The 26,953-nt window shown below is 43.1% G+C and carries 32 protein-coding genes and 1 other annotated feature; of the genes, 2 read left to right on the top strand and 30 right to left on the bottom strand.

Annotation, left to right across the window (positions count from 1 at the left end):
• Positions 1–79: 79 nt before the first annotated feature.
• The 15 genes from proC to HA044_RS07820 form a co-directional block, all read right to left on the bottom strand.
• On the bottom strand, positions 80–895 hold the full coding sequence (proC, locus tag HA044_RS07890; RefSeq protein WP_187540646.1) for a pyrroline-5-carboxylate reductase: 816 nt from the start codon (positions 893–895) through the stop codon (positions 80–82).
• 2 nt (positions 896–897) lie between these two features.
• Entirely contained in the window at positions 898–2,145 is a 1,248-nt protein-coding gene (locus HA044_RS07885; protein ID WP_187540645.1) for a glutamate-5-semialdehyde dehydrogenase, read from the bottom strand.
• Positions 2,146–2,155: 10 nt separating this feature from the next.
• The gene (proB, locus tag HA044_RS07880) at positions 2,156–3,265 is read right to left on the bottom strand and encodes a glutamate 5-kinase (protein ID WP_187540644.1); all 1,110 of its coding nucleotides are present in this window, start codon (positions 3,263–3,265) and stop codon (positions 2,156–2,158) included.
• A 229-nt stretch (positions 3,266–3,494) separates the two neighbouring features.
• Complete coding sequence (locus HA044_RS07875; protein ID WP_187540643.1) at positions 3,495–4,385, bottom strand: RluA family pseudouridine synthase; 891 nt, start codon at positions 4,383–4,385, stop codon at positions 3,495–3,497.
• Positions 4,375–4,836 carry a signal peptidase II gene (gene lspA / locus HA044_RS07870; RefSeq protein WP_187540642.1) on the bottom strand — a complete coding sequence of 154 codons (462 nt, stop codon included), beginning with the start codon at positions 4,834–4,836 and terminating at the stop codon, positions 4,375–4,377. The genes HA044_RS07875 and lspA overlap by 11 nt, the downstream gene beginning before the upstream one ends.
• 3 nt (positions 4,837–4,839) lie before the next feature.
• Positions 4,840–5,742, bottom strand: a complete 903-nt coding sequence (locus HA044_RS07865; protein ID WP_187540641.1) for a LysR family transcriptional regulator — start codon at positions 5,740–5,742, stop codon at positions 4,840–4,842.
• A gap of 172 nt (positions 5,743–5,914) precedes the next feature.
• Positions 5,915–7,390, bottom strand: a complete 1,476-nt coding sequence (locus tag HA044_RS07860; protein WP_187540640.1) for a PTS transporter subunit IIC — start codon at positions 7,388–7,390, stop codon at positions 5,915–5,917.
• A gap of 97 nt (positions 7,391–7,487) precedes the next feature.
• The gene (locus HA044_RS07855) at positions 7,488–7,793 is read right to left on the bottom strand and encodes a PTS sugar transporter subunit IIB (RefSeq protein ID WP_187540639.1); all 306 of its coding nucleotides are present in this window, start codon (positions 7,791–7,793) and stop codon (positions 7,488–7,490) included.
• A 35-nt stretch (positions 7,794–7,828) separates the two neighbouring features.
• On the bottom strand, positions 7,829–8,311 hold the full coding sequence (locus HA044_RS07850; RefSeq protein WP_222935350.1) for a PTS sugar transporter subunit IIA: 483 nt from the start codon (positions 8,309–8,311) through the stop codon (positions 7,829–7,831).
• Positions 8,312–8,465: 154 nt separating this feature from the next.
• Positions 8,466–8,759: a 50S ribosomal protein L27 gene (rpmA, locus tag HA044_RS07845; protein WP_003002805.1), complete on the bottom strand. Its 294-nt coding sequence runs from the start codon at positions 8,757–8,759 to the stop codon at positions 8,466–8,468.
• A gap of 16 nt (positions 8,760–8,775) precedes the next feature.
• Entirely contained in the window at positions 8,776–9,120 is a 345-nt protein-coding gene (locus HA044_RS07840; protein ID WP_187540638.1) for a ribosomal-processing cysteine protease Prp, read from the bottom strand.
• 15 nt (positions 9,121–9,135) lie between these two features.
• Positions 9,136–9,450, bottom strand: coding sequence for a 50S ribosomal protein L21 (gene rplU / locus HA044_RS07835; protein WP_003007734.1), 315 nt, complete (start codon positions 9,448–9,450; stop codon positions 9,136–9,138).
• Between the two features lie 34 nt (positions 9,451–9,484).
• Positions 9,485–9,572 (bottom strand) — a sequence feature (ribosomal protein L21 leader region).
• 134 nt (positions 9,573–9,706) lie between these two features.
• Positions 9,707–10,246, bottom strand: coding sequence for a hypothetical protein (locus HA044_RS07830; RefSeq protein WP_187540637.1), 540 nt, complete (start codon positions 10,244–10,246; stop codon positions 9,707–9,709).
• A 52-nt stretch (positions 10,247–10,298) separates the two neighbouring features.
• Positions 10,299–11,519, bottom strand: a complete 1,221-nt coding sequence (thiI, locus tag HA044_RS07825) for a tRNA uracil 4-sulfurtransferase ThiI (RefSeq protein ID WP_187540636.1) — start codon at positions 11,517–11,519, stop codon at positions 10,299–10,301.
• An 18-nt stretch (positions 11,520–11,537) separates the two neighbouring features.
• Positions 11,538–12,680 carry a cysteine desulfurase family protein gene (locus HA044_RS07820; protein WP_187540635.1) on the bottom strand — a complete coding sequence of 381 codons (1,143 nt, stop codon included), beginning with the start codon at positions 12,678–12,680 and terminating at the stop codon, positions 11,538–11,540.
• A 192-nt stretch (positions 12,681–12,872) separates the two neighbouring features.
• Here HA044_RS07820 and HA044_RS07815 point away from each other — a divergent pair, with 192 nt between their 5' ends.
• Complete coding sequence (locus HA044_RS07815) at positions 12,873–13,307, top strand: DUF6556 family protein (protein ID WP_187540634.1); 435 nt, start codon at positions 12,873–12,875, stop codon at positions 13,305–13,307.
• Positions 13,308–13,529: 222 nt separating this feature from the next.
• On the opposite strand, the gene HA044_RS07810 is transcribed toward HA044_RS07815, so the two are convergent.
• The 14 genes from HA044_RS07810 to HA044_RS07745 all read right to left on the bottom strand — a co-directional run bounded on the left by HA044_RS07810 (position 13,530) and on the right by HA044_RS07745 (position 25,264).
• On the bottom strand, positions 13,530–13,973 hold the full coding sequence (locus tag HA044_RS07810; protein WP_187540633.1) for a hypothetical protein: 444 nt from the start codon (positions 13,971–13,973) through the stop codon (positions 13,530–13,532).
• A gap of 46 nt (positions 13,974–14,019) precedes the next feature.
• Positions 14,020–14,391 (bottom strand): lipoprotein BUG3, encoded by a 372-nt coding sequence (locus tag HA044_RS07805; RefSeq protein ID WP_398588538.1) that lies wholly within the window; start codon positions 14,389–14,391, stop codon positions 14,020–14,022.
• Between the two features lie 129 nt (positions 14,392–14,520).
• A complete protein-coding gene (locus HA044_RS07800; protein ID WP_187540631.1) occupies positions 14,521–14,958 on the bottom strand; it encodes a hypothetical protein in 438 nt (145 codons plus the stop codon).
• 18 nt (positions 14,959–14,976) lie between these two features.
• Positions 14,977–15,414, bottom strand: coding sequence for a lipoprotein BUG3 (locus tag HA044_RS07795; RefSeq protein WP_187540630.1), 438 nt, complete (start codon positions 15,412–15,414; stop codon positions 14,977–14,979).
• 49 nt (positions 15,415–15,463) lie between these two features.
• Positions 15,464–15,892, bottom strand: coding sequence for a hypothetical protein (locus HA044_RS07790; RefSeq protein ID WP_187540629.1), 429 nt, complete (start codon positions 15,890–15,892; stop codon positions 15,464–15,466).
• A 49-nt stretch (positions 15,893–15,941) separates the two neighbouring features.
• Positions 15,942–16,385 (bottom strand): hypothetical protein, encoded by a 444-nt coding sequence (locus tag HA044_RS07785; RefSeq protein ID WP_187540628.1) that lies wholly within the window; start codon positions 16,383–16,385, stop codon positions 15,942–15,944.
• Positions 16,386–16,805: 420 nt separating this feature from the next.
• Positions 16,806–17,876 (bottom strand): PotD/PotF family extracellular solute-binding protein, encoded by a 1,071-nt coding sequence (locus HA044_RS07780; RefSeq protein WP_187540627.1) that lies wholly within the window; start codon positions 17,874–17,876, stop codon positions 16,806–16,808.
• On the bottom strand, positions 17,873–18,646 hold the full coding sequence (locus HA044_RS07775; protein ID WP_187540626.1) for an ABC transporter permease: 774 nt from the start codon (positions 18,644–18,646) through the stop codon (positions 17,873–17,875). The genes HA044_RS07780 and HA044_RS07775 overlap by 4 nt, the downstream gene beginning before the upstream one ends.
• A complete protein-coding gene (locus HA044_RS07770; RefSeq protein WP_187540625.1) occupies positions 18,643–19,449 on the bottom strand; it encodes an ABC transporter permease in 807 nt (268 codons plus the stop codon). The genes HA044_RS07775 and HA044_RS07770 overlap by 4 nt, the downstream gene beginning before the upstream one ends.
• Positions 19,430–20,587 carry an ABC transporter ATP-binding protein gene (locus HA044_RS07765; RefSeq protein WP_187540624.1) on the bottom strand — a complete coding sequence of 386 codons (1,158 nt, stop codon included), beginning with the start codon at positions 20,585–20,587 and terminating at the stop codon, positions 19,430–19,432. Before HA044_RS07765 ends, HA044_RS07770 begins: the two co-directional genes overlap by 20 nt.
• A 203-nt stretch (positions 20,588–20,790) precedes the next feature.
• Positions 20,791–21,687 carry a UDP-N-acetylmuramate dehydrogenase gene (murB, locus tag HA044_RS07760; protein ID WP_398588535.1) on the bottom strand — a complete coding sequence of 299 codons (897 nt, stop codon included), beginning with the start codon at positions 21,685–21,687 and terminating at the stop codon, positions 20,791–20,793.
• 357 nt (positions 21,688–22,044) lie between these two features.
• Complete coding sequence (locus HA044_RS07755) at positions 22,045–22,983, bottom strand: hypothetical protein (protein ID WP_187540623.1); 939 nt, start codon at positions 22,981–22,983, stop codon at positions 22,045–22,047.
• Between the two features lie 125 nt (positions 22,984–23,108).
• The gene (gene thrB, locus HA044_RS07750) at positions 23,109–23,975 is read right to left on the bottom strand and encodes a homoserine kinase (protein ID WP_187540622.1); all 867 of its coding nucleotides are present in this window, start codon (positions 23,973–23,975) and stop codon (positions 23,109–23,111) included.
• 2 nt (positions 23,976–23,977) lie between these two features.
• The gene (locus HA044_RS07745; protein WP_187540621.1) at positions 23,978–25,264 is read right to left on the bottom strand and encodes a homoserine dehydrogenase; all 1,287 of its coding nucleotides are present in this window, start codon (positions 25,262–25,264) and stop codon (positions 23,978–23,980) included.
• Between the two features lie 201 nt (positions 25,265–25,465).
• On the opposite strand from HA044_RS07745, the gene HA044_RS07740 reads away from it, so the two are divergent.
• On the top strand, positions 25,466–26,341 hold the full coding sequence (locus HA044_RS07740) for a polysaccharide deacetylase family protein (protein ID WP_187540620.1): 876 nt from the start codon (positions 25,466–25,468) through the stop codon (positions 26,339–26,341).
• Positions 26,342–26,383: 42 nt separating this feature from the next.
• Here the strand turns inward: HA044_RS07740 and HA044_RS07735 are convergent, their stop codons facing one another.
• A complete protein-coding gene (locus tag HA044_RS07735; protein ID WP_187540619.1) occupies positions 26,384–26,953 on the bottom strand; it encodes an HD domain-containing protein in 570 nt (189 codons plus the stop codon).

Raw genomic sequence — 26,953 nt, 5'->3', positions numbered from 1 at the left:
CCCTACTCAACTGTGCGGAGGTGGGACGACGAAATCGAATTCTAACGAATGACCGATTTCTGTCCCACTCTCTTTTCTTCTATTTCTTCGCCGCCTCTTTTCCCATTTCTTGGGTGCGTTTGTAGGCTGCTTCCACACCTGCAATGATGTCGCCCCGTAGGCCGACTTGTTCTAAGCGATTGACACCTGCGATGGTAGACCCACCTGGGCTACAAACTGCATCTCGCAAGTGGGCTGGGTGTTCTCCTGTCTCTAAGACCATTTGACTAGCTCCTTGGAAAGTCTGGGCCGCCATCTGCAAGGCTTGCTCTCGTGAAAGCCCCAAGCTTACTGCCGCATCTGCCATGGCTTCGATCATCTGATAGACAAAGGCTGGACCACAGCCTGCAACAGCCGTTGCAGGATCCATCAATTTTTCCTCGATTTCGTAGAGAGTCCCTGCTCCTGCTAGAAGCTGTTTGACTCGGGCTACTTGCTGGTCTGTTACAGCTTGAGTGCGGGCCAGACTGATGACACCTTGACCAATGGCTACGGGCGTATTGGGCATGATGCGGATAAGCCCTATCCGCTCATTCTTAACCACACCCGCCATCTTATCTAGTTCCAGACCTGCTGCCATAGACACCAACAGGAGATTGGAACGTTGGCCCAAAAAATCCTGGTAGTCTTCAAGTAAAGGGCAGATTTGGTAGGGTTTGACACCTAAGAAGATGACCTCCGCCTCTTGAAAGACTTGTTCAAGATGAGACGCAGTTCCCCCATACTGGCTGATAAACTCTTCCACCTTTTGTGGGGAACGATTGACCAAGAGCAGGTCTGTGCTGGCCACTTCTTTTGCGACCGCTTTGGCCAGACTAGCCCCCATATTTCCAAGACCGATAAATGCTACTTTCATACCTACCTCACTTGTCCATTTCCACTGACGATATACTTGTAACTGGTCATTTCTCGCAGTCCCATCGGTCCACGCGCATGGAGTTTCTGCGTCGAGATCCCCATTTCACAACCGAGGCCAAATTGGCCCCCGTCTGTAAAGCGTGTAGACGCATTGACATAAACAGCTGCTGAATCCATTAGCTTGGTGAAGTAAGCGGCTGTCTCCGAATTTTCAGTCACAATAGCATCCGAATGATGGGTGCTATGAGCTTCTATGTGGTCCACCGCTTCCTCGACTCCATCAATGACCTTGACTGATAAAATATAATCTAAAAATTCGGTATCAAAATCCTGCTCCTGCGCTGCTGTCCCCGAAATAATAGCCTGTGCGTTCTCATCTAGACGCAACTCAACCGATCTTTCCCGCTCATCCACTAAACGCTCTTTGACCAAAGGCAAGAAGTCAGACGCGATCGCTTGATCGACCAGCAAGACCTCCATCGCATTGCAGACAGAGGGGCGACTGGTCTTGGCATTTTCGATAATCGCTAGGGCTTTCTGGAAGTCAGCCTCCTTGTCCACATAGACATGAACAATACCAGTTCCTGTCTCGATCACCGGGACAATGGCATTTTCAACCACTGCTTGGATCAAGCCAGCACCACCTCGTGGGATGAGCAAATCGAGATCGCCCTTGGCCTTCATCATGGCAAGGCTGGAAGCTCGACTCGTATCTTGGATTAATTGGAGAAGGTCTGGATTGAGTCCGGCTTCTTCCAATCCAGCCGTAAGAGCGGTCACGATCGCTTGAGCAGAATGAAAGGCATCCCTTCCCGTACGAAGGACTACTGCATTTCCACTCTTGATGGCAAGCGCTGCAGCGTCTGACGTTACATTTGGACGGCTTTCATAAATGATCCCAATGACGCCCATAGCGACTCGAACTTTCTGGATTTCAAGGCCATTTTCCAAAACTTCGGTATCCAGCACTTCCCCAATCGGATCTGGCAGATCGATTAAAGCACGGATACCTTCTGCCATCCCTTCAATCCGCTCTTGATCAAGAAATAGGCGATCTAGCATGACTTCAGAGATCTTCCCGCGTGCTGCTTCCATATCGATTTGATTGGCTGCTAAAATGGCTTCCGTCGCTTTCAGAAGTTGGCTGGCCATAGCTTCTAAGGCCTGATTTTTAAGAGCTGTACTAGCCGTATTGATGCTTTTCTTAGCCGATCTCGCTAATGCTAATTGTTCTTGTGTTGTTTCCATACATTTTCCTTTAGAATTCTGTAAAGAGTAAGTCAATCTCAGGAGTTACCGAGATCCAATCATCACGGTGGATAAGGATTCCTTTGGCTTTTTTAGATTGGAGCATATCGCGCACAGCTGACTGGCCGAGACGGACCTTGCCTTTTCCTAGTAATTGACCAGTCTCCTGATGATAGACGCTGACGATGTCTTGATAAGAGAAATCCCCTTCTGCCTTGGTCACACCAGAAATTAATAAGCTCTTTCCGTATTCCAACAAGGCCTCAGCCGCTCCTGCATCCACCCAAACAGCCCCTTTACTTTCTGCATAAAAGGCTAGCCATTGCTTCTGGGTTTTCAAGCCCTTGTCCTCAGCTAGGAAGTAACTACCATCTGCTTGCTCTTGCGCTGCTTCGATCAAGGCATCCGGCTTGAGAGACGAGCAAATATAGACGGGAACCCCTGACTCTGTCGCCAAGGTCGCTGCCTTGAGTTTGGTCAGCATCCCTCCAGTCCCATTGCTACTACCAGCACCACCAGCCATCTCGATCATCTCGCGAGAAATGTGCTCGATCCGCTCCAAACGCTTGGCTGTTGGATCCTGAGAAGGATTGGCTGTATAGAGGCCATCCACATCCGTCAACAGCACTAATAGATCAGCTTGGGCCATGGCCGCAACTTGCGCACTCAAGGTATCATTGTCACCAACTTTTAGCTCAGCGATAGAGACCGTATCATTTTCATTGATAATCGGAATCGCCCCACGGTTGAGTAAGACAGAAAGGGCCTGGTGGGCATTCTTATAGCGACGTTGATCCGCAAAGTCATCCTGGGTTAATAAAATTTGTGCAGAAACAATGTTGCGTAAAAGAAGATTAGAGGTATATTCTTCCATCAATAACCCTTGACCAACTGCCGCAGAGGCTTGCTTGTCTGCCACCTTAGTCGGCCGTTTCTTAAAACCAAGGGCACCAAACCCAGCAGCAACTGCCCCTGATGAGACCAAGATCAACTCATGACCCAATTCGTGTAAGAGAGCCAACTGCTGGGTAATGACCTTGACCTTCTGTCTAGAGAGGCTCCCGTCTGGATTGGTCAAAGACGAGGTCCCTACTTTAAAGACGATTCGTTTTGCTTTCATCTCTATGTTTCTTTCTAATACTATTTATTTCGTATGTAATGAAAGTGAGGCTGGGTCAAAAGTCCTAGCCTCTCAATTCTTTTTGGATTGTCGAGCAAGGCGCAGTGGTTGAGTGGGCTCTACTACGCTGATTTCATCAGCTTTTACAGCCCTACTCAACTGTGCGGAGGTGGGACAACGAAATCGAATTCTAACGAATTACCGATTTCTGTCCCACTCTCATTCTTCATTATCCTTTTCGAAGGTCTTCCAGCGTTTTCTCAAAGATCGCTGGCACTTCTGCTGTAAATTCCAAAGTCTCTCCTGTACGTGGGTGGGTAAAACCGAGTGTCCGCGCGTGAAGAAACTGTCCTTTTCCTTTGAGTGTCTTCTTGGGACCATAAGCAGGGTCTCCAGCCACTGGATGGCCAATATAGGCCATGTGCACCCGAATTTGGTGGGTCCGACCGGTCTCCAGTTGCAACTCTACCAGCGTGTAATTTCCAAAGCGCTCCAAGACTTGAAAACGGGTCACAGCAGGCTTGCCTTTCGCTGTCACCGCTTGTTTTTTCCGGTCCTTTTCACTGCGACCAATTGGTGCTTCGATCACACCCCGATCATTGGGAAGATTCCCATGGACAATAGCCCAATACTTCCGGAGAGATTTTTTGTCTTTTAACTCCTCAGCCAAAGCGATATGGGCTTGGTCATTTTTTGCGACCATCAAGAGACCTGATGTGTCTTTGTCGATCCGGTGGACGATCCCGGGACGCAATTCTCCATTGATCCCTGAAAGGTCTTTGACATGGTATAAAAGGGCATTGACCAAGGTTCCACTGGTATGGCCCGCACTGGGGTGAACAACTATGCCTTGGGGTTTATTGACGACAACGACATCCTGGTCCTCATAGACGATGTCTAAGGGCAGATCTTCTGCTTCATAGCTGACCTCTTCCACTTCTGGGACTTCATACTGGATGATGTCTCCTTCTTTGACCGTATACTTAGCCTTTTTCACAGTTCCATTGACCAGAACTTTTCCTTCTTTGATCTGCTCACTGGCTACAGCTCGTGACAAGGGCGTCAAATCCGCCAAAGCCTTATCCAGTCGCGCACCGGCTACTTCAATTTTAATGTCCATGCGTTTCCTCTTTCAACATCAGGATCAGGAGCAAGAAAACTCCGACTGTCAAATAACTGTCTGCCACGTTAAAAATGGCAAAATTCATAAAGTCTAGGTGGAACATATCGACGACAAAGCCCTGACGCAGGCGATCGATAAAATTCCCCAAGCCACCTGCAATGACTAAGGTCAAGCCTGTCACCATCCAAAGCGATCCCTTGAGGTGCTTATAGAGATAGTAAAAGGCCCCCACCATCACGACAAGAGTGATAAGGGTAAAGAACCATTGCTGATTTTCAAGAAGCGAAAAAGCTGCACCTGTGTTTTGAAGATAGGTCAGACTAACCACATGAGGAACAAAGGATTTCACGACACCCAGTGGAATATGCTTCACCACATACCATTTGACCCATTGATCTACAAACACCAAGAGGACAATGGCTAGAGGAATTCCTATTTTTCTTTTCATCACTTACCTCTTTTGATCAAAATATTCGACCATGACTTCGACAAACTTCTCTGCTACAGGGGAGAGATCCACTTCTTCACGTTTGACATAGACCATTTTATTGTCCAAGTTGTCTTCTAAAGGAATCACGGTAATACCATTCACTGACTGACTGTCCAAAAAGCCAGAGCCTGTCGCATAAGCATCTGTTCGCTCCAAGATTCCATTTAAGGTAGCCCGGTCTGTCACGTTGAACATTTGGGAGCTCGAGCTGGTATCGACAAAGTTCTCTGAATAATAGAGGTACTCATCCTTTTCTTGGGTAAAGCGAACGGTTGGTAGCTGAGCTAGATCTTCCATGACCAGTTTTTTCTTCTTAGCCAGAGGATGTCCTTTGCGAAGGTAAATATGGGTCTGAAAAGGAATCAAATCCACCACTTCAAGTCCTAATTTATCGACGCGTTGCATAATCCCCTTGGTATTTTGACGGTTGAGATAAATAATCCCCAACTCACTATGCCCTTGAGCCACTTCATCCAAAATTTGGACCGTCGTTGACTCAAAGATGCGGAAGTTTTTATTTTCCGGATAACGCGTCGAGAACTCCGTCATCAAAGGAGGCAAAAAGTCATAGTGCTGACCGGAAATAGAGAATTCTTTTTTCTCTTCTTCAGGGCTAGCATATTGATTTTGAAAAACATCAAAGCCCTTGACGACTTCTTGCGCCTTTTCATAAAATTCCATTCCCCGACGGGTCAAAAAAGTCCCTGAGCTGGTCCGACGAAAAATCTTAAAGCCTAGTTCTTTTTCCAGATCACGTACAGCAATCGATAAACTTGGCTGACTCACATACATCTTTTCAGCGGCCTCACGAAAGGTCCCACTATTGGCAATGGCCACGACATAACGTAATTGTTGTATATTCATTCAAATTTCCTCATTACAGTATCTAATAATTATATCATAAAAATCACACTGAAAGAAGCCTGAGAAACGAAAAAAACAGGCCTCACTTCCATCAAAAAAACTCGAAGACGAAAAATCACCATAGCCGATCAGCTATGGTGATTTGTTATGAAACCTTAGATTTCATTAGAAATTATTTTGCTTTTGCAGCATATTCTTCGTTACGTTTGATCATTTGTTTTCTGTACCAAGCGAAGATTCCGATATAGAAGGCCAAGAAGACAACTACACCAAGGATCAATTTGATATCACCAGATGTTGCGTTACCGATTGTCCAACCGAGTAATTTTTCAACTGGTCCTTCAAGAGTTGAGTGAGTGATCAATTGAGTAGAAGCTACCCCTTTAGGGAAGGCATCAACACTCTTAGCCAATTGAGTTGCAAATGGTGCAATCAATGTTCCTGAAAGAAGGAAGAGTGGCAAGAGAAGGCTTCCGAAGATGATCATACGGATCAATTTACCACGTGTCACAACCAAGAGAGCTGGAGTCACACCCATTGCGATGATCCCTGCAAGTGGCAAGATGCCATTTCCGACTTTAGAAAGAAGCACTGCTTCGATCAACATGATTGGTGCAAGTACGTTGGCACAAGCCCAGATTTCAGCACGACCAGCGATGAATGGCCAGTCCAAACCGATATTAAATTTACGTCCTTGAAGACGTTTTGTAGCAACGTTTGTAATACCTTGTGACAATGGTTCTACCGCTGCGATGAACCAAGAACCGATCAATGAGAACAATTCCAAGGAAACACCGGCAGTCAAACCAAGGCTCAACCAACCTTTAACAACCAATTCCCAAGTTTTAGCATCAGCTACACCAGCAACTGGATGTGGAGTACCCATGATACCGATGACGATACCAAGAAGGAAACCGATAAAGAATTTAGAACCCCAGAAACCGATCTTCTTGTTCAATTTAGCGGCGTCAAAGTCGTATTTATCAAGACCAGGAAGAACTTTATCAAAAATCTTATCCAAGACCATGATGATTGGGTTCATCATGTAGTTCATGTGAGTAGATGTCATTGGAGATGAACTTGGTGCATTCAAAAGATCATCAAATGTTGGTTTCATCAAGTCTGAGTTGATGATCTTCATAATACCTACGAGGACAACTGCAAGAGTTGCAACGAAAAGTGAAACTCCTGCGCTCACTCCATTCTTGTCCGCATACCATTTAATCAACAGACCAGTGATAGACAAGTGCCAGATATCGAAGATATCGACGTCAAGTGTGTCAGTTTTCTTAATAGCCAACATGACAACGTTAACGATCAACATGATCAATAAGAAGTAAAGGGTCCAAGCAGATCCCCAAGTGATAGTCGCAAGAGGTGCCCAACCAACGTCAGTGATATTTAATTGAATACCAGTATTCTCAACGAATTTTGCAAGAGATGCTGAGAAAGCAGTATTAAGCATACCGATAATGGCACCGATACCAGTAAGAGCGATGGCAAGTTTGATACCACCTTCAAGCGCTTTGGAGAATTTCACTCCAAATAAGAGAGCCAATAAAGTCAATACGATTAACATGATGATTGGAGCACCCATATCTAGAATGGGTTTGAAAATCGTATTGGCAAAATCTATAATGCCATTCATAATAAATCCTCCCGATTTATAGTTATTTTGTAAAACACACAATTGATGCATCCAAGAATATTATTGGATAGCGTTTACAAATACATCTAAAAAAATATCAATGTAATCCATGTTCTTTAATGGCTGCTTCGATGCTATCAAAGACTGGTGCACTCATCGCAGGAATACGGAACAAAATTGGACCTGCTTCAATCACTGGAATCCCAGGATCAAATCCTAAATCAGTTGCAGCAATCGGAGTAAAGATATCATAACCAGAAATCAAATCTTCATTGACATCTTTGACCATAACCGCATCGCAATGCACATCATAACCACGGTTTGACAACTCTTCTTCCACCGCATTCTTGATTTGGTGGCTAGAGTTAACGCCTGCACCACAGGCAGCTAAAATTTTAATCATTTGGATGTCCTCCATTATAAATATTTACGAATGTTTTAGGAAATCGATTCCGTGATATAGTCGTAGAGTTTTTCTTCACTATCCAGTTTCGATAAAGCTTCCAAATTGCCGTTTGATGTAAAGAAATCCATCAACTGAGCAAGGATATTGGTCTGGCTCGAACTCGAATTATTGATGATGAAGAATAAGAGTGAAACCTCTACTTCTTGATCCGGAGCGATCATATTATGAAAAGTCACTGGCTGATCCAAACGAACTACAACCACATTCTCCGTGAGATTATGAACGATATCCGTGTGAGGAATGGCTACATTTGGTAAATCCTTACCCAGAAATCCCATATCCAACCCTGTTGGGAATGACTTTTCACGCTCTAACAAAGCAGAACGATAAGTTGAAGCAACAATTTTTCTCTCTTCGAGGAGACTTGCTACTTGATTGAAAAGATCTTCTTGATTGTCAGCATGTAAGCAAAATACCAGATCTTTACTAAAAAGCTGATTTAAGGCCACTTTCATTACCTCCTTATCTTTCCAAATGTTTATACTATGAGTATATCACTATAATAACTTATTGTCAATATAATTTTGATTATTTTGCATGTAAAAAGTGAATTTTTGAACATAAAAAAGACGAGCCTGTAAGACTCATCTTTCTATAGAATAAAATCTATTATTTTGCGATTGGGTAAACAGAAACTTGTTTTTTATCGCGACCTTTACGTTCGAAGCGTACTACGCCTTCAACTTTTGCGAACAAAGTATCGTCTCCACCACGTCCAACGTTCACACCTGGGTAGATGTGAGTACCGCGTTGACGGTAAAGGATAGATCCACCTGTTACAGTTTGTCCATCAGCTGCTTTAGCTCCAAGACGTTTCGCTTGTGAATCACGTCCGTTTGATGTAGAACCTCCACCTTTTTTGTGGGCGAAAAGTTGCAAGTTAGCAAGATTCAATTTCAACATAATTGTTTTCCTCCAGTTAGTTTTCTGTGATAACTCTTGTTTGGACGAACTCTGATGAGTTCTCCGATAAGTTGGCCATCCCTAAGAAAAATGATTCAAAGAATAATTGGGTCATTTCTCTTTGATGGGGTGGGATTTCATTCGGGATGGTTACCCGAAGAAAGCCACCTTCTTCTTCGTTTAATTCTAGGTCCGGTTCATAGCCCGCAAATTTCTCAACAGAGTTGACAAAGTTAATGGCTAGAGTCGAAACCGATGCACACACGACATCAAAGCCGTATTCACCGCTTCCAGCGTGCCCAGTGATTTCTGCACTCCTCAGCTCGCCATCCTCGGCTCTCTCAAAGACTGCCTGTATCATGTGTTCTCCTAAAAATTAAGCGTTGATAGCGTTGATGACAACTTTAGTGTAAGGTTGACGGTGACCTTGTTTACGGTGGCTACCTTTTTTAGGTTTGTACTTGTAAGTAACAACTTTCTTTTGTTTTCCTTGTTTTTCAACAGTTCCAACAACAGTAGCTCCTGAAACAAGTGGAGTTCCGACAACAGTGTTTTCACCACCAACAAGAACAACTTCGTTAAATGTAACTTCTTGACCAGCTTCAACGTTCAATTTTTCAACGTAGACTGCTTGACCAACTTCAACTTTAACTTGTTTTCCGCCAGTTTTAATGATTGCGTATGTGCTCATTATGCACCTCCTATGTATTTTTGGGTTTCCCCGTATTTTTGTGAAGACTCGCCTAGCATCGTGGGACGAACCACTTCAGCTCATAAGGATGAGCGACGATGATCGAGCGGTTGCACAGGCATGTGCATAGTCAACTTTATAAGTATAACACTTCTATCCAACAATGACAAGTCTTTTTGCCTTTGAAAACGGATTTTCATAGAAAAAATCCCTTTATTTCTAACGTTTTTTTGGAAGTACGTCTCTCTACCTTACTTTATTCCTTAAATTTAAAGTCTTTGAAACTCATTTTGGCTTTTGAAGAATCATTCATAGCCTTCATTTTTTCTTCTTGTTCCTTGGTAATTTTGATTGGGATTGCGGCAGCGGTATTGGGTTTCAATACCCCTGATTCGCTCACTTCATAGTTCACTGTGACATCTTTGAAAAGTGGCTCTCCATTATATTCTAGATTTAGAACAAAGGATCCATCACGATCGATCGTTGAGGTGGTGCGATTCACAATAAAGAACAAGGCTAAACGATTTTCTTCATCTCCAAAGGTATATCCTGGGAAAAAGACAAATAATTTTCCAGGTTCTCCAAGGGTCGGATGTTCCTTGATAAATTTCTCAGACGCTTCCAAGATTGCATTTTCCTGATCTTTATACTGGTCGGCTCTGACAAATGTGAGGGGTTCTTTTTTGCTGCTGGTTGACTGGCTAGTCTTCTCTTCTTTTTTTGGGCCAGTAAATGACACCTTCACACAGCCTGTCAACAAAAGTACACTTGTCATTAGCACGATAATTTTTTTCATTTTCTTTCCTTCTATTCAGTGATAAAAAGAGGCTGGAGCATCCCAGTCTCTCCTATAGCAAATCCTCAATCAGGTCATCGACCTCATCTTTTTCTGCTTTTGGTGTGATTTCCGTTACGACGATGCCTGCTACAGCTCGCTCAACCAAAGCTTCCACATCCATGCGTTGCTCATACTGCTCTGCATTCTTCAGTTTTGGATTAGTCTTTGGACGGTCAGGCGCAAAAATCGTACAACAATCTTCAAATGGTTGAATCGAGATCTCAAAAGTATCAATCGCTTGTGCAATGTCAATGATCTCCAGCTTATCCATGGTTACTACTGGACGAATGATCGGCGTATTGGTCACTGCATTAATAGCCTGCATACTCTCTAAGGTTTGACTAGCCACTTGTCCCAAGCTTTCACCATTGATAATGACCAGACCACGTCTTTCCTCACGAATACGGTCCGTAATGCGCATCATAAAGCGGCGGGTCAGGGTCATGAGATAGGCTTCAGGCGCTTTGGCCTTGATCTCCTCTTGGATCTCTGTAAATGGCACCTCGATAAATTGGATATTACCTCCAAACTTGGTCAACTTCCGGGTTAGGTCTTGCGCTTTTTTCAGCGCACCAGGACTTGTATAAGGGGGACTTGCAAAGTGGACCGCTTCAATGTCCACACCCCGCTTCAAGGCCAGGTAACCAGCCACGGGAGAGTCAATCCCGCCAGAAAGCATGAGCATACCCTTGCCAGAAGTGCCCACAGGAAGCCCACCAGCACCCTTAATGGTTTCATAAGAGATGTAGGCTGCTTCTTCCCGGATTTCGACTTGCAGGTTGATATCTGGCTTTTTCATCTGAGCCTGAATGGTTGGAATGGCTTCAAAGACAGCACTACCCAAGTTTTGATTGAGTTCGCGGCTATCAAGCTCAAAGGTGTGGTCACTGCGCTTACTTGAGATTTTAAAGGTCAGGCCTTCCTTGTAAATCTCCTTCATAATCTCTTGCACCGCTGCTTTTAAGGCTGGTACTGATTTTTCAATCTTGTAAACGGGTGAAAAATTTTGAATCCCAAAAACCTGCTTGAGAGATTCGGCTACTGGTTCATAATCCGTCCCATGAAGATAAGCATGTGCCCGATCGCGGTCGGCTGTCACTTTGACAGCTGGATAGATAGATAAAACATCTTGGATATTATTGCGCAATTTATTGATGAAACGCATCCGGTTCTTCCCTTTAGTAGAAAGCTCACCATAGCGAATCATAATTTCTGAATAGGTTAAGGTCATGTTGATTTCTTTCTAAAATTATCGTACTTTTCGGGTTTTTTCATATATCAGTTTGAACTTGGTCAAGAATTGCTCGACTTGGCTCATGTCATTTTCAAAATCGAGACTTAAGCGGACAGCTGTCTGGGCGATACTCTTGTCCACTTCCATGGCAATCAAGGTACCAGCTGGTTTTCCAGTCTTGGACGAGCAGGCACTGGTCGTTGAGATATAGATGTCAAACTCTTCAAAGGCGTGCACGACGACTTCTCCACGGACTCCTTTGATCCCAAAAGTCAAGATGTGAGGCGCAAAGTGATCTTCACCGGAAAAGATAGTGACATCCGGATAGTTAGCCAATTCTTTGCGGATCACTTCTTTCAACTGCTGGGTCTTACTGGCAAAAGCTTCTTGGTTTTCCATAGCTAAGCGTAGGGCTTTTGCGGTTGCTGCGATACCTGCCACGTTCTCAGTTGTCGAGCGCATTTCTTTTTCTTGACCTCCACCCGTTAAGAGGGGTGTGATCTTTTTGCCTTCTTTGATGTAGACAAAGCCAACTCCACGAAGACCATGGAATTTGTGACTAGAGAAGGTCGCAAAGTCCACGCGCTCTGGTAGATAGACCTCTGTTGCTACCTTGGCTAAAGCTTGAACCGCATCGACATGGAAACTAATCGTTGGGCGATCTTCTAGGAGAGCCGCGATGTCATGGATGGGCTGGATGGAGCCAATTTCATTGTTGACGGCCATAACAGAAACCAAGGTCGTATCTGGACGAAGGAGACGAGCCAGTTCATCTACTTTTACAAAGCCACGCGCATCCACTGGAGCATAATCCACTTCGAATCCCTGCGTCTTTAACCAAGCAGCGGACTCCTTGATAGCGGGATGCTCGATGTCAGAGACAATGATATGCTTGCCATAAGGGGCTTTCTCAAAGGCAACACCCTTGAGAACCCAGTTGTCCCCTTCTGTCCCACCAGACGTGAAATAAATTTCCTCAGCTTTTTTCCCAATCAGCTCCGCAATCTGTTTTCTAGAAGCCTCTAAAATACGAGTCGCTTGACTACCTAGATTATGCAAACTAGAAGGGTTACCCCAGATCCGTGTCGCTACTTCTGTATAAGTCGCAAGGGCCTCTGGATAAGGTTTCGTCGTTGCTGAATTATCAAAATAAATCATGTCTTGCGCATCCATCACTTTCTTTTTACGTAACTTCTATTTTATCATTTCTAACCGCTCGGGACAAGGATTTGATCAAATCTCTCTTTTGAAATCCACACGCTAAAATCCATTTATTTTTAGACATTTTTCAGAAAATGACTTATAATAAGAAAGTATTAGAAAACAATTTTTGATAGAAAGAGAAAGAACATGTCACACTATTCAAGAAGTAACAGAAACCAAAAACCAGAAGATACTACAGATTCAAGACCTTCACGTGGTGAAAAAGTCAAACAAGGTCTATCCGTATTTCAAACGGTTGTAGCTACGATTGCCAGTCTCTTAGGGATTATCGTCACTTCCTTTACCATTATGAGCCTCCTCAACAAGGACAATCAAAAATCCGATAATAAACCTTCAAGTAGTACCAGTGTGGTCGTCGTTCACGATAAGAGTTCTGACTCCGCCGCGACAGACACCAACACCAATACCAATACGCAAACCGATTCAAGCAATACAGAGACAAGTTCTCAAAAAGAAACCAATAGTTCCTCCGCTGCAGATACCAGTTCATCTGCCGCACAAGATCAAGGTTCCACAGCTACAAATAGGGGCGCAGATACAGCCACATCTGGATCCAACTAAAAGAATCAGTAAGGACGCCCTTACTGATTTTTTTTAGCTTCTGATTCTATTTTTTTCTGATTTTTATAGAAAGCATCGATCTCGTTGTCATACTCCCATTTGAGCTTTGAACGCTCATCCTGGATTTGATCCAATTGTTCATATGGAAAGTTTGTGGGCCTATATCTGTAAGCTGATTCTGCTAATGAAGCATATAGATTATCAAAACTTTTTAAATTCCAATTACTCAAATAATCTTCCCCCTATACCAATGTCGGATCCTAGATACATCTCATCTAGATTCAATGTATTGTCCTCATTAATTGGGATATCTACTCCCCAACTCGATTCTTCAATATGATTTATACGTCCATAAACATTCATATAGTATTCAGGAGTTGTCAGTCCACCATCACTCCATTGTGTCTGATCCCAATCTATCTGAACGGATTCAACTTTTGAATTTTGTGCTTTGACTAAATCAACAATCTCCTGTTCATGTTCTTTCAGATAGGCTACTTGTTCTTTTTTTATTTCTTCTTCTGATTTCTGTACGACTTTCTTTGAGGATGAGGAAGTTACCTTCTGTTCGGGCTTTTTGGTCAGGGTCATGATTTTTCCTCCAAGAAAAACCAGTCCTAGGATCGGTAACAAAATGATCAAAAATAGTTCCATTTGTCTCTTCATTCAATTCTCTCCAATCTACACACTTCGAATTGATCTATCAACTTATTTATTCGAAAATTCTTCCACCCATCCTTAAGTATTGGCCCAAAGACATCGTCTTTAAATTAATTTTGCCATCTTCCACGACCACATCAACTCGCCAACTGGATTCAGGATTTTGATTAAACCCTCCAAAAATGAGAATCATTTCGTCACCACCTTGAGGTGTTCCATTTCCTGCCACGCCCCACTCAGTTTCATCCCAATTAATCTGCACGGATTCGACTTTCGAATTTTGGGCTTTCACAAAATCGACGATTTCTTGCTCATGCTCTTTGAGATGAGCAAGTTGTTTTTGTTTAATGGCTTTTTTGTCTTCTTTAATTGATGAGGATGCGACAATTTTCTCTTGTCTGCTCTTTTCATGTTCTTGCTTCACACATCCTACTAGACATCCAAGTGTTGAAATGAAAGCAAGTGCGATCATCAGATTATTTATTTGTTTTCTCATTATTATTTCGTTCAAAGGTGATTCTTCTATTGCATCTCTAATTGTCTAACGGATAAATCAGTTCTTTTCTACTCGATATAAACTATCAGAACCAATTGAATCTATCTTAGGAATCTTATTTTCGTCTAACGTAAAATTCAAGCTAAAATTCGTTCGTTTACTTTCATTGCCATAACCATAAACTAATAGTATTTCGTCACCTCCCTGAGGTGTTCCATTACCTCCTACAACTGTTTTAATACTGTCCCAGTCATAAGACACCTGATGAATATTGGCATTATGTGCTTTCACATAGGCAGTCATTTCTTGCTCGTGATCTTTCAGATAGGCGATCTGTTTTTGTTTAATGGCTTCTTTGTCTTCCTTGGTTGACGAAGAAGCGATGTAATTTATTGGTTTCGTCTGTTCTTTTGGCTTCCCAACACACCCTCCAAGGCTTAAAAATCCAGCAATAGCAACAACTGTTATCACGATTTGTCTTGTTTCTAATCTCATAGCTTTTCCTTGTCCCAATTACTCAAATACTTCTCCTCCAACACTAAAACCATTGCTTAACATCATAGTTTTTAGATCAGGCATTTCATTAACAATCTCAATCGTGACATTCCAACCAGAATTTTCAATATGATTAAAACCACCATACAACTCGATGATTTCGCCACCTCCTTGAGGAGTTCCGTTGCCTGCTTCGCCCCATCGAATATCACTCCAATTAACCTGAACAGATTTTATTTTAGAATTTTTTGACTTTACAAAATTGATGATTTCTTGCTCGTGATCTTTGAGATAAGCGATTTGTTTTTTATTTATCGCTTCTTTGTCCTCTCTGCTTGTCGAAGAGGTTGCAATTGGTGCTTGTTTTGTTTGCTCTTTTGATTTTATGGTACATCCTCCTATACTTGCAAGGAGAGCTAATGTAGTGATTAATTTAAAAATCATTCGTTTTTCCATGGGGTAACTTTCTCTAAAACAGTTCTTTTTCAAAATGCATTGCACTTGATTAGGAAATAGGCTTTCCGCCAATCGTAGGTTCATGGAGCATAAACATTTCTCGCATTTCAATTGACTGATCATTATTAATTGGAATGTCTATTCCCCAACCAGAATCGTCAATATGATTAATGCCCCCAAAAACATTTATATAATATTTGGGGGTTGTGAGACCACCATCACTCATCTGAGTTTCATCCCAATCAATCTGTACGGATTCAACTTTTGAATTTTGTTTCTTCACAAAATCAATGATTTCTTGCTCGTGATCTTTCAGATAGGCGAGCTGTTTTTGTTTAATGGTTTCCTTATCTTCTTTGGTTGATGAAGAGGTGACAGTTTGCGCTTGTTTCGTTTGTTCCTTTTGTTTTACGAACCCCCCCATGCTCACAAAGATAGCTATCGTAGTGATTAGTTTAAACATCGTTTGTTTTTTCATGAGGCGTATTTTTCTAAAACAGTTCTTTTTCAAAAAACTTTATATTTCATTAAGAAATAGGTTCACCATTAATTCTAATATCTGAACCGATAAACATCTCACTTAAATTCACTTTTTCATTATTTTCCAGTGGGATATCCACTCCCCAACCAGAATTCTCATTGTTATTGATGCGACCATAAACATTCATATAGTACTCTGGATTAAACATACCACCATCACTCATCTGAGTTTCATCCCAATCAATCTGGACAGATTCGACTTTTGGATTTTGAGCCTTCACAAAATCGACGATTTCTCGCTCATGTTCCTTGAGAAAAGCGATTTGCTCTTTTTTTATTTCTTCTTTTGATTTTTGTACAACTTTCTTTGAAGAAGTGCTTGTTATCTTCTGCTCCGGCCTTTTGGTCAGGGTCATGATTTTTCCTCCTAGAAAAATGATTCCTAGGATCGGTAACAGAATAATCAAAAATAGTTCCAATCGTCTCTTCATCTCTTCTCCAATCCTTCCTTTCATGACTAAATGGGCCAGTCACTTTCTTTACTATTATAGCATCTTTCATTTGAATCTCAATCTAAGTCACTAGTTAGAGACTTTATGCAACAATCATAAAAGAACTTGCGGTGTTTTGCTAGAATATAGATAATCCTTTTTTACAAATAACAGCTAAGTGATGCTAAAAATTCAAATGTTGTATTTTTGTAGAGCATCTAAATATAGAATGAAACTTTCCGCTGTGAGAAAAGTGCTAGAAACACCATTGTTTCTAGCACTCGGGAGTTTTGGAACCTTAGGTCCAAAACTAAGTCATGGAACTTCTTCGAAGTAAGCTGACGTCCGTACTCACTTAAGGAAAGTTTCTAAGAGGAGTTTATCTTAAATCAAAAAAGAACCCGAAGGTCCTTTTTTGATTTATTTCCGGTACATCTTCACTTGTAGATAAAGATCGTTATAGATGCCGAGCCATTTTTTTCCAAGTTGTTGGTAGACTTCCAAATGTTTTAGCGTTTCATCGCTTGGATAAAAGGCTTGATCATTTCGGACATCTTCAGGCAACATGGCTTTGGCTTCTTTATTTGGCGTTGAGTAGCCAACATAAAGAGCATTTTTCAAGGCATTTTTTGGTCGAAGCATAAAGTTAATAAAGGCATAAGCGGCTTCTTTATTCTTCACCGTTTTGGGAATGACAATGTTATCAAACCAGAGGTTGCTGGCTTCAGTTGGGACGACATAGCGAAGATCCTTATTGGCATCCAACATTTGGCTAGCTTCTCCTGAGAAGGTCACACCAATAGCTGCATTGTTTTGGATCATGTAGCCTTTCATCTCATCGGCCACCAAAGCTTTGATATTTGGCGTCAAGGTGTAGAGTTTATCCACTGCTTCTTGCAATTTCTTTGGATCCTTTTCATTGAGGCTATAACCTAAGGTATTGAGCCCAATTCCCATCATCTCACGCGCACCATCATACATCATGATGTCGTTTCGATATTCTTCACGCCAAAGATCTGACCAGTGTTCTGGAGCTTCTTTGACCATCTTGGTATTGTAGATAATTCCCAAAGTCCCCCAGAAATAAGGAACGGAATATTGATTTCCTGGGTCAAATGATTGATTCAAGAGCCTTGGATCAATGTGTTCCATTCCCTTGATCTTTGATTGATCCAATTTTTCAATCAGGTGTTCATCCATCATTTTAGCGATCATGTATTCACTCGGAATGGCAATATCGTAGGTAGTTCCTCCTTGCTTGATCTTGGTGTACATGGCTTCGTTGGAATCGAAGGTATCATACTGTACCTGAATTCCCGTCTCTTTGGTGAATTCCTTAAGCAACTCTGGATCAATATAATCTCCCCAGTTGTAGATGACCAGCTTGTCGCTATTCTTTGTGTTCATGCTGGCTTCAATTTGATGGCTAATACCCCAGAGGATCAGGATCACCATGACAATTCCTGTTAGGAATGAATAGAGTTTTTTCATGCTGCTTCCTCCTTTTCACGGGTGATAAAGTAATAACCGATGACCAAGAGCACACTAAAGAGAAAGACAAGGGCTGACAAGGCATTGATACTGAGGGAAATCCCTTGACGAGCACGAGAGTAGATCTCTACAGACAAGGTGCTAAAGCCATTACCAGTTACAAAGAAGGTCACGGCGAAATCATCTAGAGAATAGGTAAAGGCCATAAAGTAACCGGCAATAATGGCTGGTGTCAGATAGGGCATCATAATCTCTTTCAGCATTTGCACTTGGGTCGCTCCCAAGTCATAGGCTGCATGGACCATATCCCGGTTCATTTCCTTAAGCCGTGGCAAGACCATCAAGACCACAATGGGAATCGAGAAGGCCACGTGACTAGCCAAAACAGAAAGGAAACCTAGCTGGTACTTCACCGTCGTAAAAAGAATCAAGAAGCTGGCTCCAATCATAACATCTGGCGCTACCATGAGGATATTGTTGATGGAAAGCAACGGTCCTTCTAATTTTTTCTTGGATTGATAAATATAAATCGCTCCAAAGGTCCCGATCACTGTCGCAATCAGGGCGGATAAGAAAGCTAAAAAGAAGGTCTCTGTCAGAATCAGCATCAAGCGAGTATCTGCGAATAACTCTTTGAAATGTTCCATGGTAAAGCCAGTGAAAGCATTCATATCTCCCCCTTTATTGAAGGCATAAAAGATCAAATAAAAGATCGGGAGATAAAGGATGAGAAAGACAAATCCTAGATAGAAATGAGATACTTTTTTCATCGTTCTCTCCTTTCTCTCGTAGCCCACATGATAAGGAGCATGGCAAGGATCAGGACAACTCCAATGGTAGAACCCATTCCCCAGTTTTGCGTTGTCAAGAAGTGCTGTTCAATCGCAGTCCCCAAGGTAATGACACGGTTCCCACCGATCAAGCGCGTCAACATAAAGAGGCTGAGACTAGGGATAAAGACGGATTGCACGCCTGAGCGAACCCCATTCATGGACAAAGGAAATACGACTCGACGGAAGGTATCCCAACGATTGGCTCCCAAATCATAGCTAGCATTGATCAAGTTTGGATCTAAATCATCTAAGACATTGAAAATCGGGAGAATCATAAATGGCAACTCGATGTAGCTGGCTACAAAAATGAAAGAGAAATCCGTAAAGAGGATCTGCTGAGGACCGATTCCGATAAAACTCAAAAAGCTATTGATAGAACCGTCTTGACCAAAGATCCCAATAAAGGCATAGGCCTTGAGCAAAAGATTGACCCAGGTTGGAAGGACAATCAACATTAGCCATAGCTGGCGATGCTTGAGTTGGGTCAAGAAGTAAGCAGTTGGATAAGAAATCAAGAGTGTCACGAAGGTGACAATCCCCGCATAAAGAACTGAGTTAAAGCTCATCTTTAAATAGGTCAGGTTTTGTGCGGTAAAGAATTCCTTGTAGTTGTCTAGTGAAAATTGCCCTTCAACGTTGAAAAAAGATTGCAAGACAATCAAGGCCACCGGAGCCAATACAAAGAGGAAAATCCACAAGAAATATGGGATGGTAAACAGATTAGAGGTTGTTTTCTTCATCTCTTTCCTCCTCAATGGCATTAATCAAACCAGCTTCTTGCTCTTCGATTTCTACATATTCCTCAATCCGCGCATCGAATTCTTCTTCGGTTTCATTGAGACGCATGACGTGGATGTCTTCTGGTTCAAAGTCTAACCCGATGACTTCTCCCACGATGGCCTTACGAGTCGAGTGAATCATCCACTCATTGCCCAAATCATCATAAGCGATAATTTCGTAATGCACCCCACGGAAGAGCTGGGTATCGACCTTGACTTGGAGTTTGCCCTCTTCAGGAAGAGTGATTTGCAAGTCTTCTGGTCGAATGACCACTTCGACTGGTTCATTAGGACGCATCCCACCGTCCACGGCTTCAAAGCGTTTGCCATTGAACTCAACCAAGTAGTCCTCGATCATGCGTCCATCTAGAATGTTGGACTCCCCGATAAAGGTGGCTACAAAGTGGTTGATCGGCTCATCATAGATATCTACAGGAGTTCCCGATTGGACAATCTCTCCTTCATTCATGACGAAGATCCAGTCACTCATGGCAAGAGCTTCTTCTTGGTCATGGGTCACAAAGACAAAGGTAATGCCCAAGCGTTGTTGCAATTCCCGCAGCTCATACTGCATGTCAGTCCGCAATTTCAAGTCAAGGGCTGACAAGGGTTCATCCAAAAGGACCACGCGCGGTTCATTGATGATAGCCCGGGCAATGGCTACCCGCTGGCGTTGACCACCAGATAGTTTTTGGATTGAACGTTTCTCAAATCCTTCCAACTGCACCATTTTCAAGACTTCTGAGACACGACGTTCAATCTCCGCCTTGTCCACCTTCTTCAAACGAAGAGGAAACGCCACATTTTCAAAGACCGTCATGTGTGGAAATAGGGCATAGGATTGAAAGACGGTGTGGACATCCCGTTTGTTGGTTGGGACATCATTGATCCGTTCCCCATCAAGATAGACATCCCCACTGGTCGCATCTAAGAGACCAGCGATGATATTCAGAATCGTAGACTTTCCTGATCCAGATGCTCCAAGAAGGGTATAAAACTTCCCTTCTTCCAACTCAAAGTTGATATTCTTTAGGACAACGGTACCGCTATCTTCAAAGACCTTTGAAACATTTTTAAACTCAATAATCGGTTTTTTCAATTCACATAAATTCCTTCTTTACTATACATACCAAACTGCTTCCCTTACAGAAAGCAGTGGCTGACAGAAGATCTGTCAGACCACCAATACCTCTCGGGGACTTACAAGACTGCCCCACCTATTTACGGTATCGATAGGCACTCACCCCCTTTCCATTCTGAGGTAAATCGGATACCTTAGTACTAACCTATCATGTAGGCTCTTTATTTTTGACCGATAATGCGAACTTCTGGCTCTAGACGGACACCTGAGTGTGCTTCGACTGACTCAATCACATGGGCGATCAAGTCTTCATAATCTTTCGCTGTTCCATTCTCCACATTGATCATAAAGCCAGCGTGTTTTTCAGACACTTCCACACCACCAATACGGCAGCCCTTAAGTCCTGCTTCACTGATCAATTGCCCTGCAAAATGACCCACTGGACGCTTAAAGACCGATCCACAAGAAGGATACTCGAGGGGTTGTTTCAATTGACGCAGGTGGGTCAAACGATCCATCTCTTGCTTAATTTGCTCGTGATTACCAGGTGACAAGGCAAATTTGGCTGAGATGACCACAGCACCTGTCTCTTGAATTTTGGAATGACGATAACCAAAGGCCAATTCCTTGTTCGACAAGGTTTCAATCTCTCCATCCTTGGTCAGTACCTTACAGGATACAAGGACATGAGAAATCTCTCCACCATAAGCTCCCGCATTCATATAAACAGCACCACCGACACTACCCGGAATACCACTCGCAAACTCAAAGCCTTTCAGACTATGATGCAAGGCGACGTGTGTCGTATCCACCAGTTTTGCCCCCGCTTCGGCTTCGATCACATAACCGTCCACACTGATGTCTCGCAAGCGATCAAACATAATCACAAAGCCAGGAATCCCTCCATCTCGGACAATGATATTGGAGGCATTACCAAGGACCATCCAAGGAATCTTCTCTTGGTTGGCAAAGTTTACAATGCGTTTTAATTCGTATTGATTGCGAGGAAAAGCCAGAAATTCAGCATTTCCCCCAACCTTTGTAAAGGTATAATATTTTAACGGTTCTTGAAAACGGATATCAATCCCTTCAAGAATTTGTTTGATTTTTTCAATCATCTTCAGTAAATTCTCTCTCTATAAAATCTAGTCCATTATACCAAATTTTTCACCATTTTACGACCCCCAAAAAAGAAAAGAAGCTGGGACAAAAGTCCTAGCCTCTCGATTGTTTTTGGATTGTCGAGCAAGACGCAGTGGTTGAGTGCTCAAAGCACTGCTTTGAGGTGGTGGATAGAACTTGCGAAGCAAGTATCCTAAGTCTTTGTTCGCTTTTTAAGCTTCAAAGATTCCCTATGTTTCCTTTATCTGCAACCTTCAACAGTCTCCCAGACTGTTGAAGCTGTGCGGAGGTGAGACGACGAAATCGAATTCTAACGAATGACCGATTTCTGTCCCACTCTCTCTAATCTTTTATTACACAATTCTACGTGCGATTGCACGGTTCTTTTGTACTTCAAGCGCAGATTGGACTGAAATCCATGCGCCACCAAGTGTAAAGACCACTAACATTCCTAGATTGAGGAAATAATTCTCAGGAAAATCTGAGTGGAAAACCGCATCATTGATCGAGTTCCATGCGTCTCCAAATCCAGCGTCATACTGTTTCATAACCTCCAATGCGTAGTCAAGTTGATGCACCAGCAAGACTGTCAAGATCATCCAGATGGCAGAGACTACGACTCCTTTTGTGGTTAATTTCTTACCAAGGAGTTCATACCCTTTGATCGTACAGTAGCCAAGGGCTAAGCCTGCAAATACAGACACATACCCGAAACGAGCAATGACTAAAGCAACAGCGCCACCTAAAATTGCACCCACCAAGGATCCCACGATCCCCAATAGAAAGTTTTCTTCCTTTGCCTCATATACTTTGACAGTATCTTGAACTTGCGCTTGGTATTCTTGGAAAGTCGCATCATCAATTAAAAAGACGGAGTCTCCGATTTGATACAAGCCGATTGGACCTTCCTCACCTGTAGCGGCATTGACTTGAACAAATTGATGGTTGTGCAAGAAATCGACAAGCTCTTGGATCCCATTCCATAGGCTTTCGACGGTCTTCTTTTTGGACATGCCACCTTTGACACCGACCTTGACCAAGTGCTCGTCAAATGAAACAGCATTGATCACTTTAGATTGGGATTTTAAGTCCTGCCAAATTGCATCATTCTCTTCGATGAGGTCCCCTTGGGCACCTGGTTTCACACTGACAGAAATGGCAAATACATTCTTGGTTTGAGTCCCTTCAATGACCAATAAAAAGCCTTCGCGATCCCCATACATGACACGGGATTCACTATCAAATTGAAGACCTAAGTCCGTTGCAATACTATATAAATATTCTGGTTTCATATATCCCCCTACATTTTCAGGAAACTTGAACATTTCCTCATACAGTTCCCTATTCTACCATAGGAGAAGCCAAAAGGACATATACATTCGTATACATCCTTATTTCAATTTTGTTACATTCTATATTATTTCTCAACACGAACGCCAAATGTGTCAATTTTAAGTTGGAAAATATCCCCATCCAGACCCATTTTTTCGAGATCCGCGACAAAGGCTGCTGTGTGCTCTGGAGCTAGAAGGTTCATGATCGTTGGGCCTGCTCCTGACAGATAAGTCGCGTAAGCCCCATGCGCATGGGCTACTTCTTTGACCTGAGGAAACTCTTTGACCAAGGATTGACGGTAGCGCTCGTGGAAGTGGTCCGACTCGATGGAGCGACCAGCCGTCAGCAAATCTCCCTTGAGGAGAGCTGCGATAGCCACGTTGGCAACACTACTAGCAGCAACGGCCTCTTTGTAGGACCATTCTTTCGGTAGGACATTGCGACTATCACTGGTCTTCAATTGGTAGCTCGGTACAAAAGCAACCAGGTCACAACTTGGGAAATCGGCTGTCACATATTGAACATCCTCACCGATATAGCTCGCAATAACCATATTACCAAAAATAGCTGGTGCTACGTTATCCGGGTGCCCTTCGATTTTGGTTGCAATGCGTAATTTCTCAGCATCTGACAGCTTGAGATCAGCTAATTGGTTGGCCAATTCAATTCCTGCGACAATGACAGAACTAGAAGAACCAAGACCACGCGCCAAAGGCACTTGACTTAGCATCTTGATATGATGTGGTTGAATAGCTGGAGCAATCGACAATGCTGTTTGAAGCAAGAGGTTTTTCTCATCTGTCGGAATCCCTGCTCCTAGATCATGCTCAATGACCCAAGCATCTGCTGGTTCAAGGACTTCAATGGTCAAATAGCGAGTCACGGCAATCCCAACAGAATCAAAACCGGGTCCTACATTGGCACTGGTTGCTGGAACAATAATTTTCATGCTTATTCTCCCAAAACTTTAAAGGTATTCAAGAGTTCGAAATTCGCCTCTGAATCCAACTTTTCAACCAAGTTCTTGAATTGGGTTTGGTTAACTTGGTGGGTAATGATAACCACGCTTGCAAATTGACCATCTGAGTCTTCCTGAAGGATTTGCTTGAAGGAAGCTCCTTCTACATTAAAGATCTCGGCAAGACGCAAGATTTGACCCGTCGCATCTGGTGCCTTGATGGAGAAGTAATAATTGTTCTTCACATCTTCTGGTTTGGCCAATTGAAGGGGACGGCTGTATTCATTGAAGGCTTTTCCGATCGTTCCTTCTTTTAGACGACGGACAATGCGAACGAGGTCGGCTACTACGCTTGTAGCAGTTGGTTTTTGACCCGCACCAGGTCCATAGTACATAGACTCACCAATCCCGATTGATTCCACATAGACTGCGTTCATCACCCCGTTCACACCTGCCAGTGGATGTTGTTTTGGAAGGAAGGTTGGTGTCACTTCTGCTGCGATCCCTGACTCTGTTTCAACGATGGAGCCAACCAGCTTGATCACATAGCCAAGGCTTTGAGCTACTGAGACATCCTGAGGAGTGATTTGGCTGATTCCCTTATGACCCACTTGGTCAAATTGGATGTTCATCCCAAAGGCGAATTGGCTCAAAATCACCATCTTATAAGCCGCATCGATTCCTTCAACGTCATTGGTGGGGTCACTTTCAGCGTAACCAAGTCGTTGCGCTTCTGCTAATGCATCTTCATAAGTCCAACCTTCTTCGACCATTTTGGTCATCATGAAGTTGGAGGTCCCATTGACCACACCGAGAACTTTGGTCACCTTGTCGGAAGCCAAAGAATTCACCAAGGTCCGAAGAATGGGAATCCCACCCGCTACGGCAGCTTCATAATAGAGGGCGACATGGTGTTCCTTCGCAATCGCAAGCAACTCACTTCCATGAACAGCAAGAAGGTCTTTGTTCGCAGAAACCACGTGCTTTCCTGCTTCAAGAGCACGGGTGATAAAGGTCTTAGCCGGTTCGATCCGGCCCATCAATTCCACTACGATGGCAATCTCTTTATCTTCGATGATCTCATCGACATTAGTCACAAAGTTGTAGTCATGACCTGCAGCTTGCAATTTTTCCTTCTCCGCATCATCACGAACCAAGACCTTGGCAATCTCAATGTCATCATGAGCAGCCTGGGTGATTTTTCCGCTATTTTCTTTTAATAAAAATGGTACACCACTCGCAACGGTACCAAATCCTAGTAAGGCAATCTTTACAGACATCCTATGGTCTCCTTGAAATTTCTATAATAGCTCCATTATAACAAAAACTTGGCCATTTGACAGCCCATTGTCTTAAAAATTCTGAATCTTCATGCCACTCTTTCTCTCCTAGCTACTGTGAATCACTTAAGCGCATAGCCTTCTTTTCCGATCCCTTCAAATTTATGGTACAATAGAGAAAATAGTGAGAACGGTGGCAATATGAGCAAACGAAGAGTCCCTAAAAAAATCAAAATCCTATTAAAAATCAATGCAGTCCTGCTGGTTTGTATCTGTATTTGCAGTTTTCTCTTAGTGAAACGGATCAGCCAGCTCAATGCGGCTAATGGAACGAGCAGTCTGACAACCTCTCTCGATGACAATAGTTCATCTATCGAGTGGGTTAAAACCAAGAAAGATCCAAAAGTTCCCATCCTCATGTATCACTCCGTGCACAATATGGCTGAGTCCGAAGCTGCCAATGCCAATCTGATTGTCGATCCAGAAACTTTTGAAAGCCAACTAAAGGCCCTGAAAAAAGCGGGTTACTACACCCTGACACCTGAGGAAGCCTATCGCATCCTCGCTAAGAACGAAGTGCCAAAAGGAAAGAAATATGTCTGGCTGACGTTTGATGATGGCGTCGAGGATTTCTATACCATCGTCTATCCGCTTCTTAAGAAATACAAGATGACGGCCACGAACAATATCATCACGGACTTTACCCAAAAGGAAAAAGAAAATGTCCTGACCTTTGACCAAATCAAAGAGATGAAAAAAGCTGAGGTAACCTTTGAAAGCCATACGGTGAATCATCCAGACCTAGCTAATTCCAGCCTTGAGACCCAAAAGAATGAGCTCGTCGCTTCTAAACGCCTGCTGGATAAGGTGCTGGATCAAGATACCAGCGTCATCGTCTACCCATCTGGTCGCTATAGTCAAGTCACGATCGACCAAGCCAAGAAAGCTGGCTACAAACTAGGTCTCACCACTAAAAATGGACTCGCCAGCTCCACTAATGGCCTCTATTCCCTCAATCGAATCCGGATCCTCCCTACCACTACAGCAGAAGACCTTCTAGCTATGATGCAAGATTAAAGAAAGACCCCTGTCTGAAATCATTTTAGACAGGGGTTCTTGTTAGAGTTCCTTTTCTAGTTCATTTAGAAAGGTGATTAAAAATTGATGGCGACTTTCTGTCATTTGCTTAGCAGTCTCCGTATTCATTTCATCTTTTAGAAGGAGTAACTTTTCATGGAAATGTTGGACGGTATCAGTAAGGGACCTCCCTTTGTGCCCCCCATAGGAAAACGTTCGCGCAATTCCTACAGCTCCTATCGCGTCCAGGCGGTCTGCATCCTGGACAATCTTGCCTTCTAGCGTTTCTGGATGTTTACCGCGATTTTTGCTGAAAGAAACAGCATTGATCACCCGACAAATCTGGTCGATTTGGTTTTTAGGAGTACCGATCTCTTCTAGAAACTTACGAGCATTCGCATTATTCTCTGTTTGAAACAATTTATCATCATCAGCATCGTGAAGAAGAGCAGACAAGCCCACTATCTCCAGATCACATGGCCCTTCTGCTTGAGCGATTCTCATAGCATTGGTATAAACGCGGAGGGTATGCGCCACATCATGGCCATCCGCTCGATCAGCAAATAAGGTTTTCACATACTGCTTAGCAGCAAGAATTCGTTCTTCGATCAT

Origin of the sequence: Streptococcus sp. IMAU 99161, assembly GCF_014435245.1 — a bacterium.
GTDB lineage: Bacteria > Bacillota > Bacilli > Lactobacillales > Streptococcaceae > Streptococcus > Streptococcus lactarius.
The sequence above is the reverse complement of the archived record's forward strand: the minus strand, read 5'-3'. Positions and strand labels throughout refer to the sequence as shown.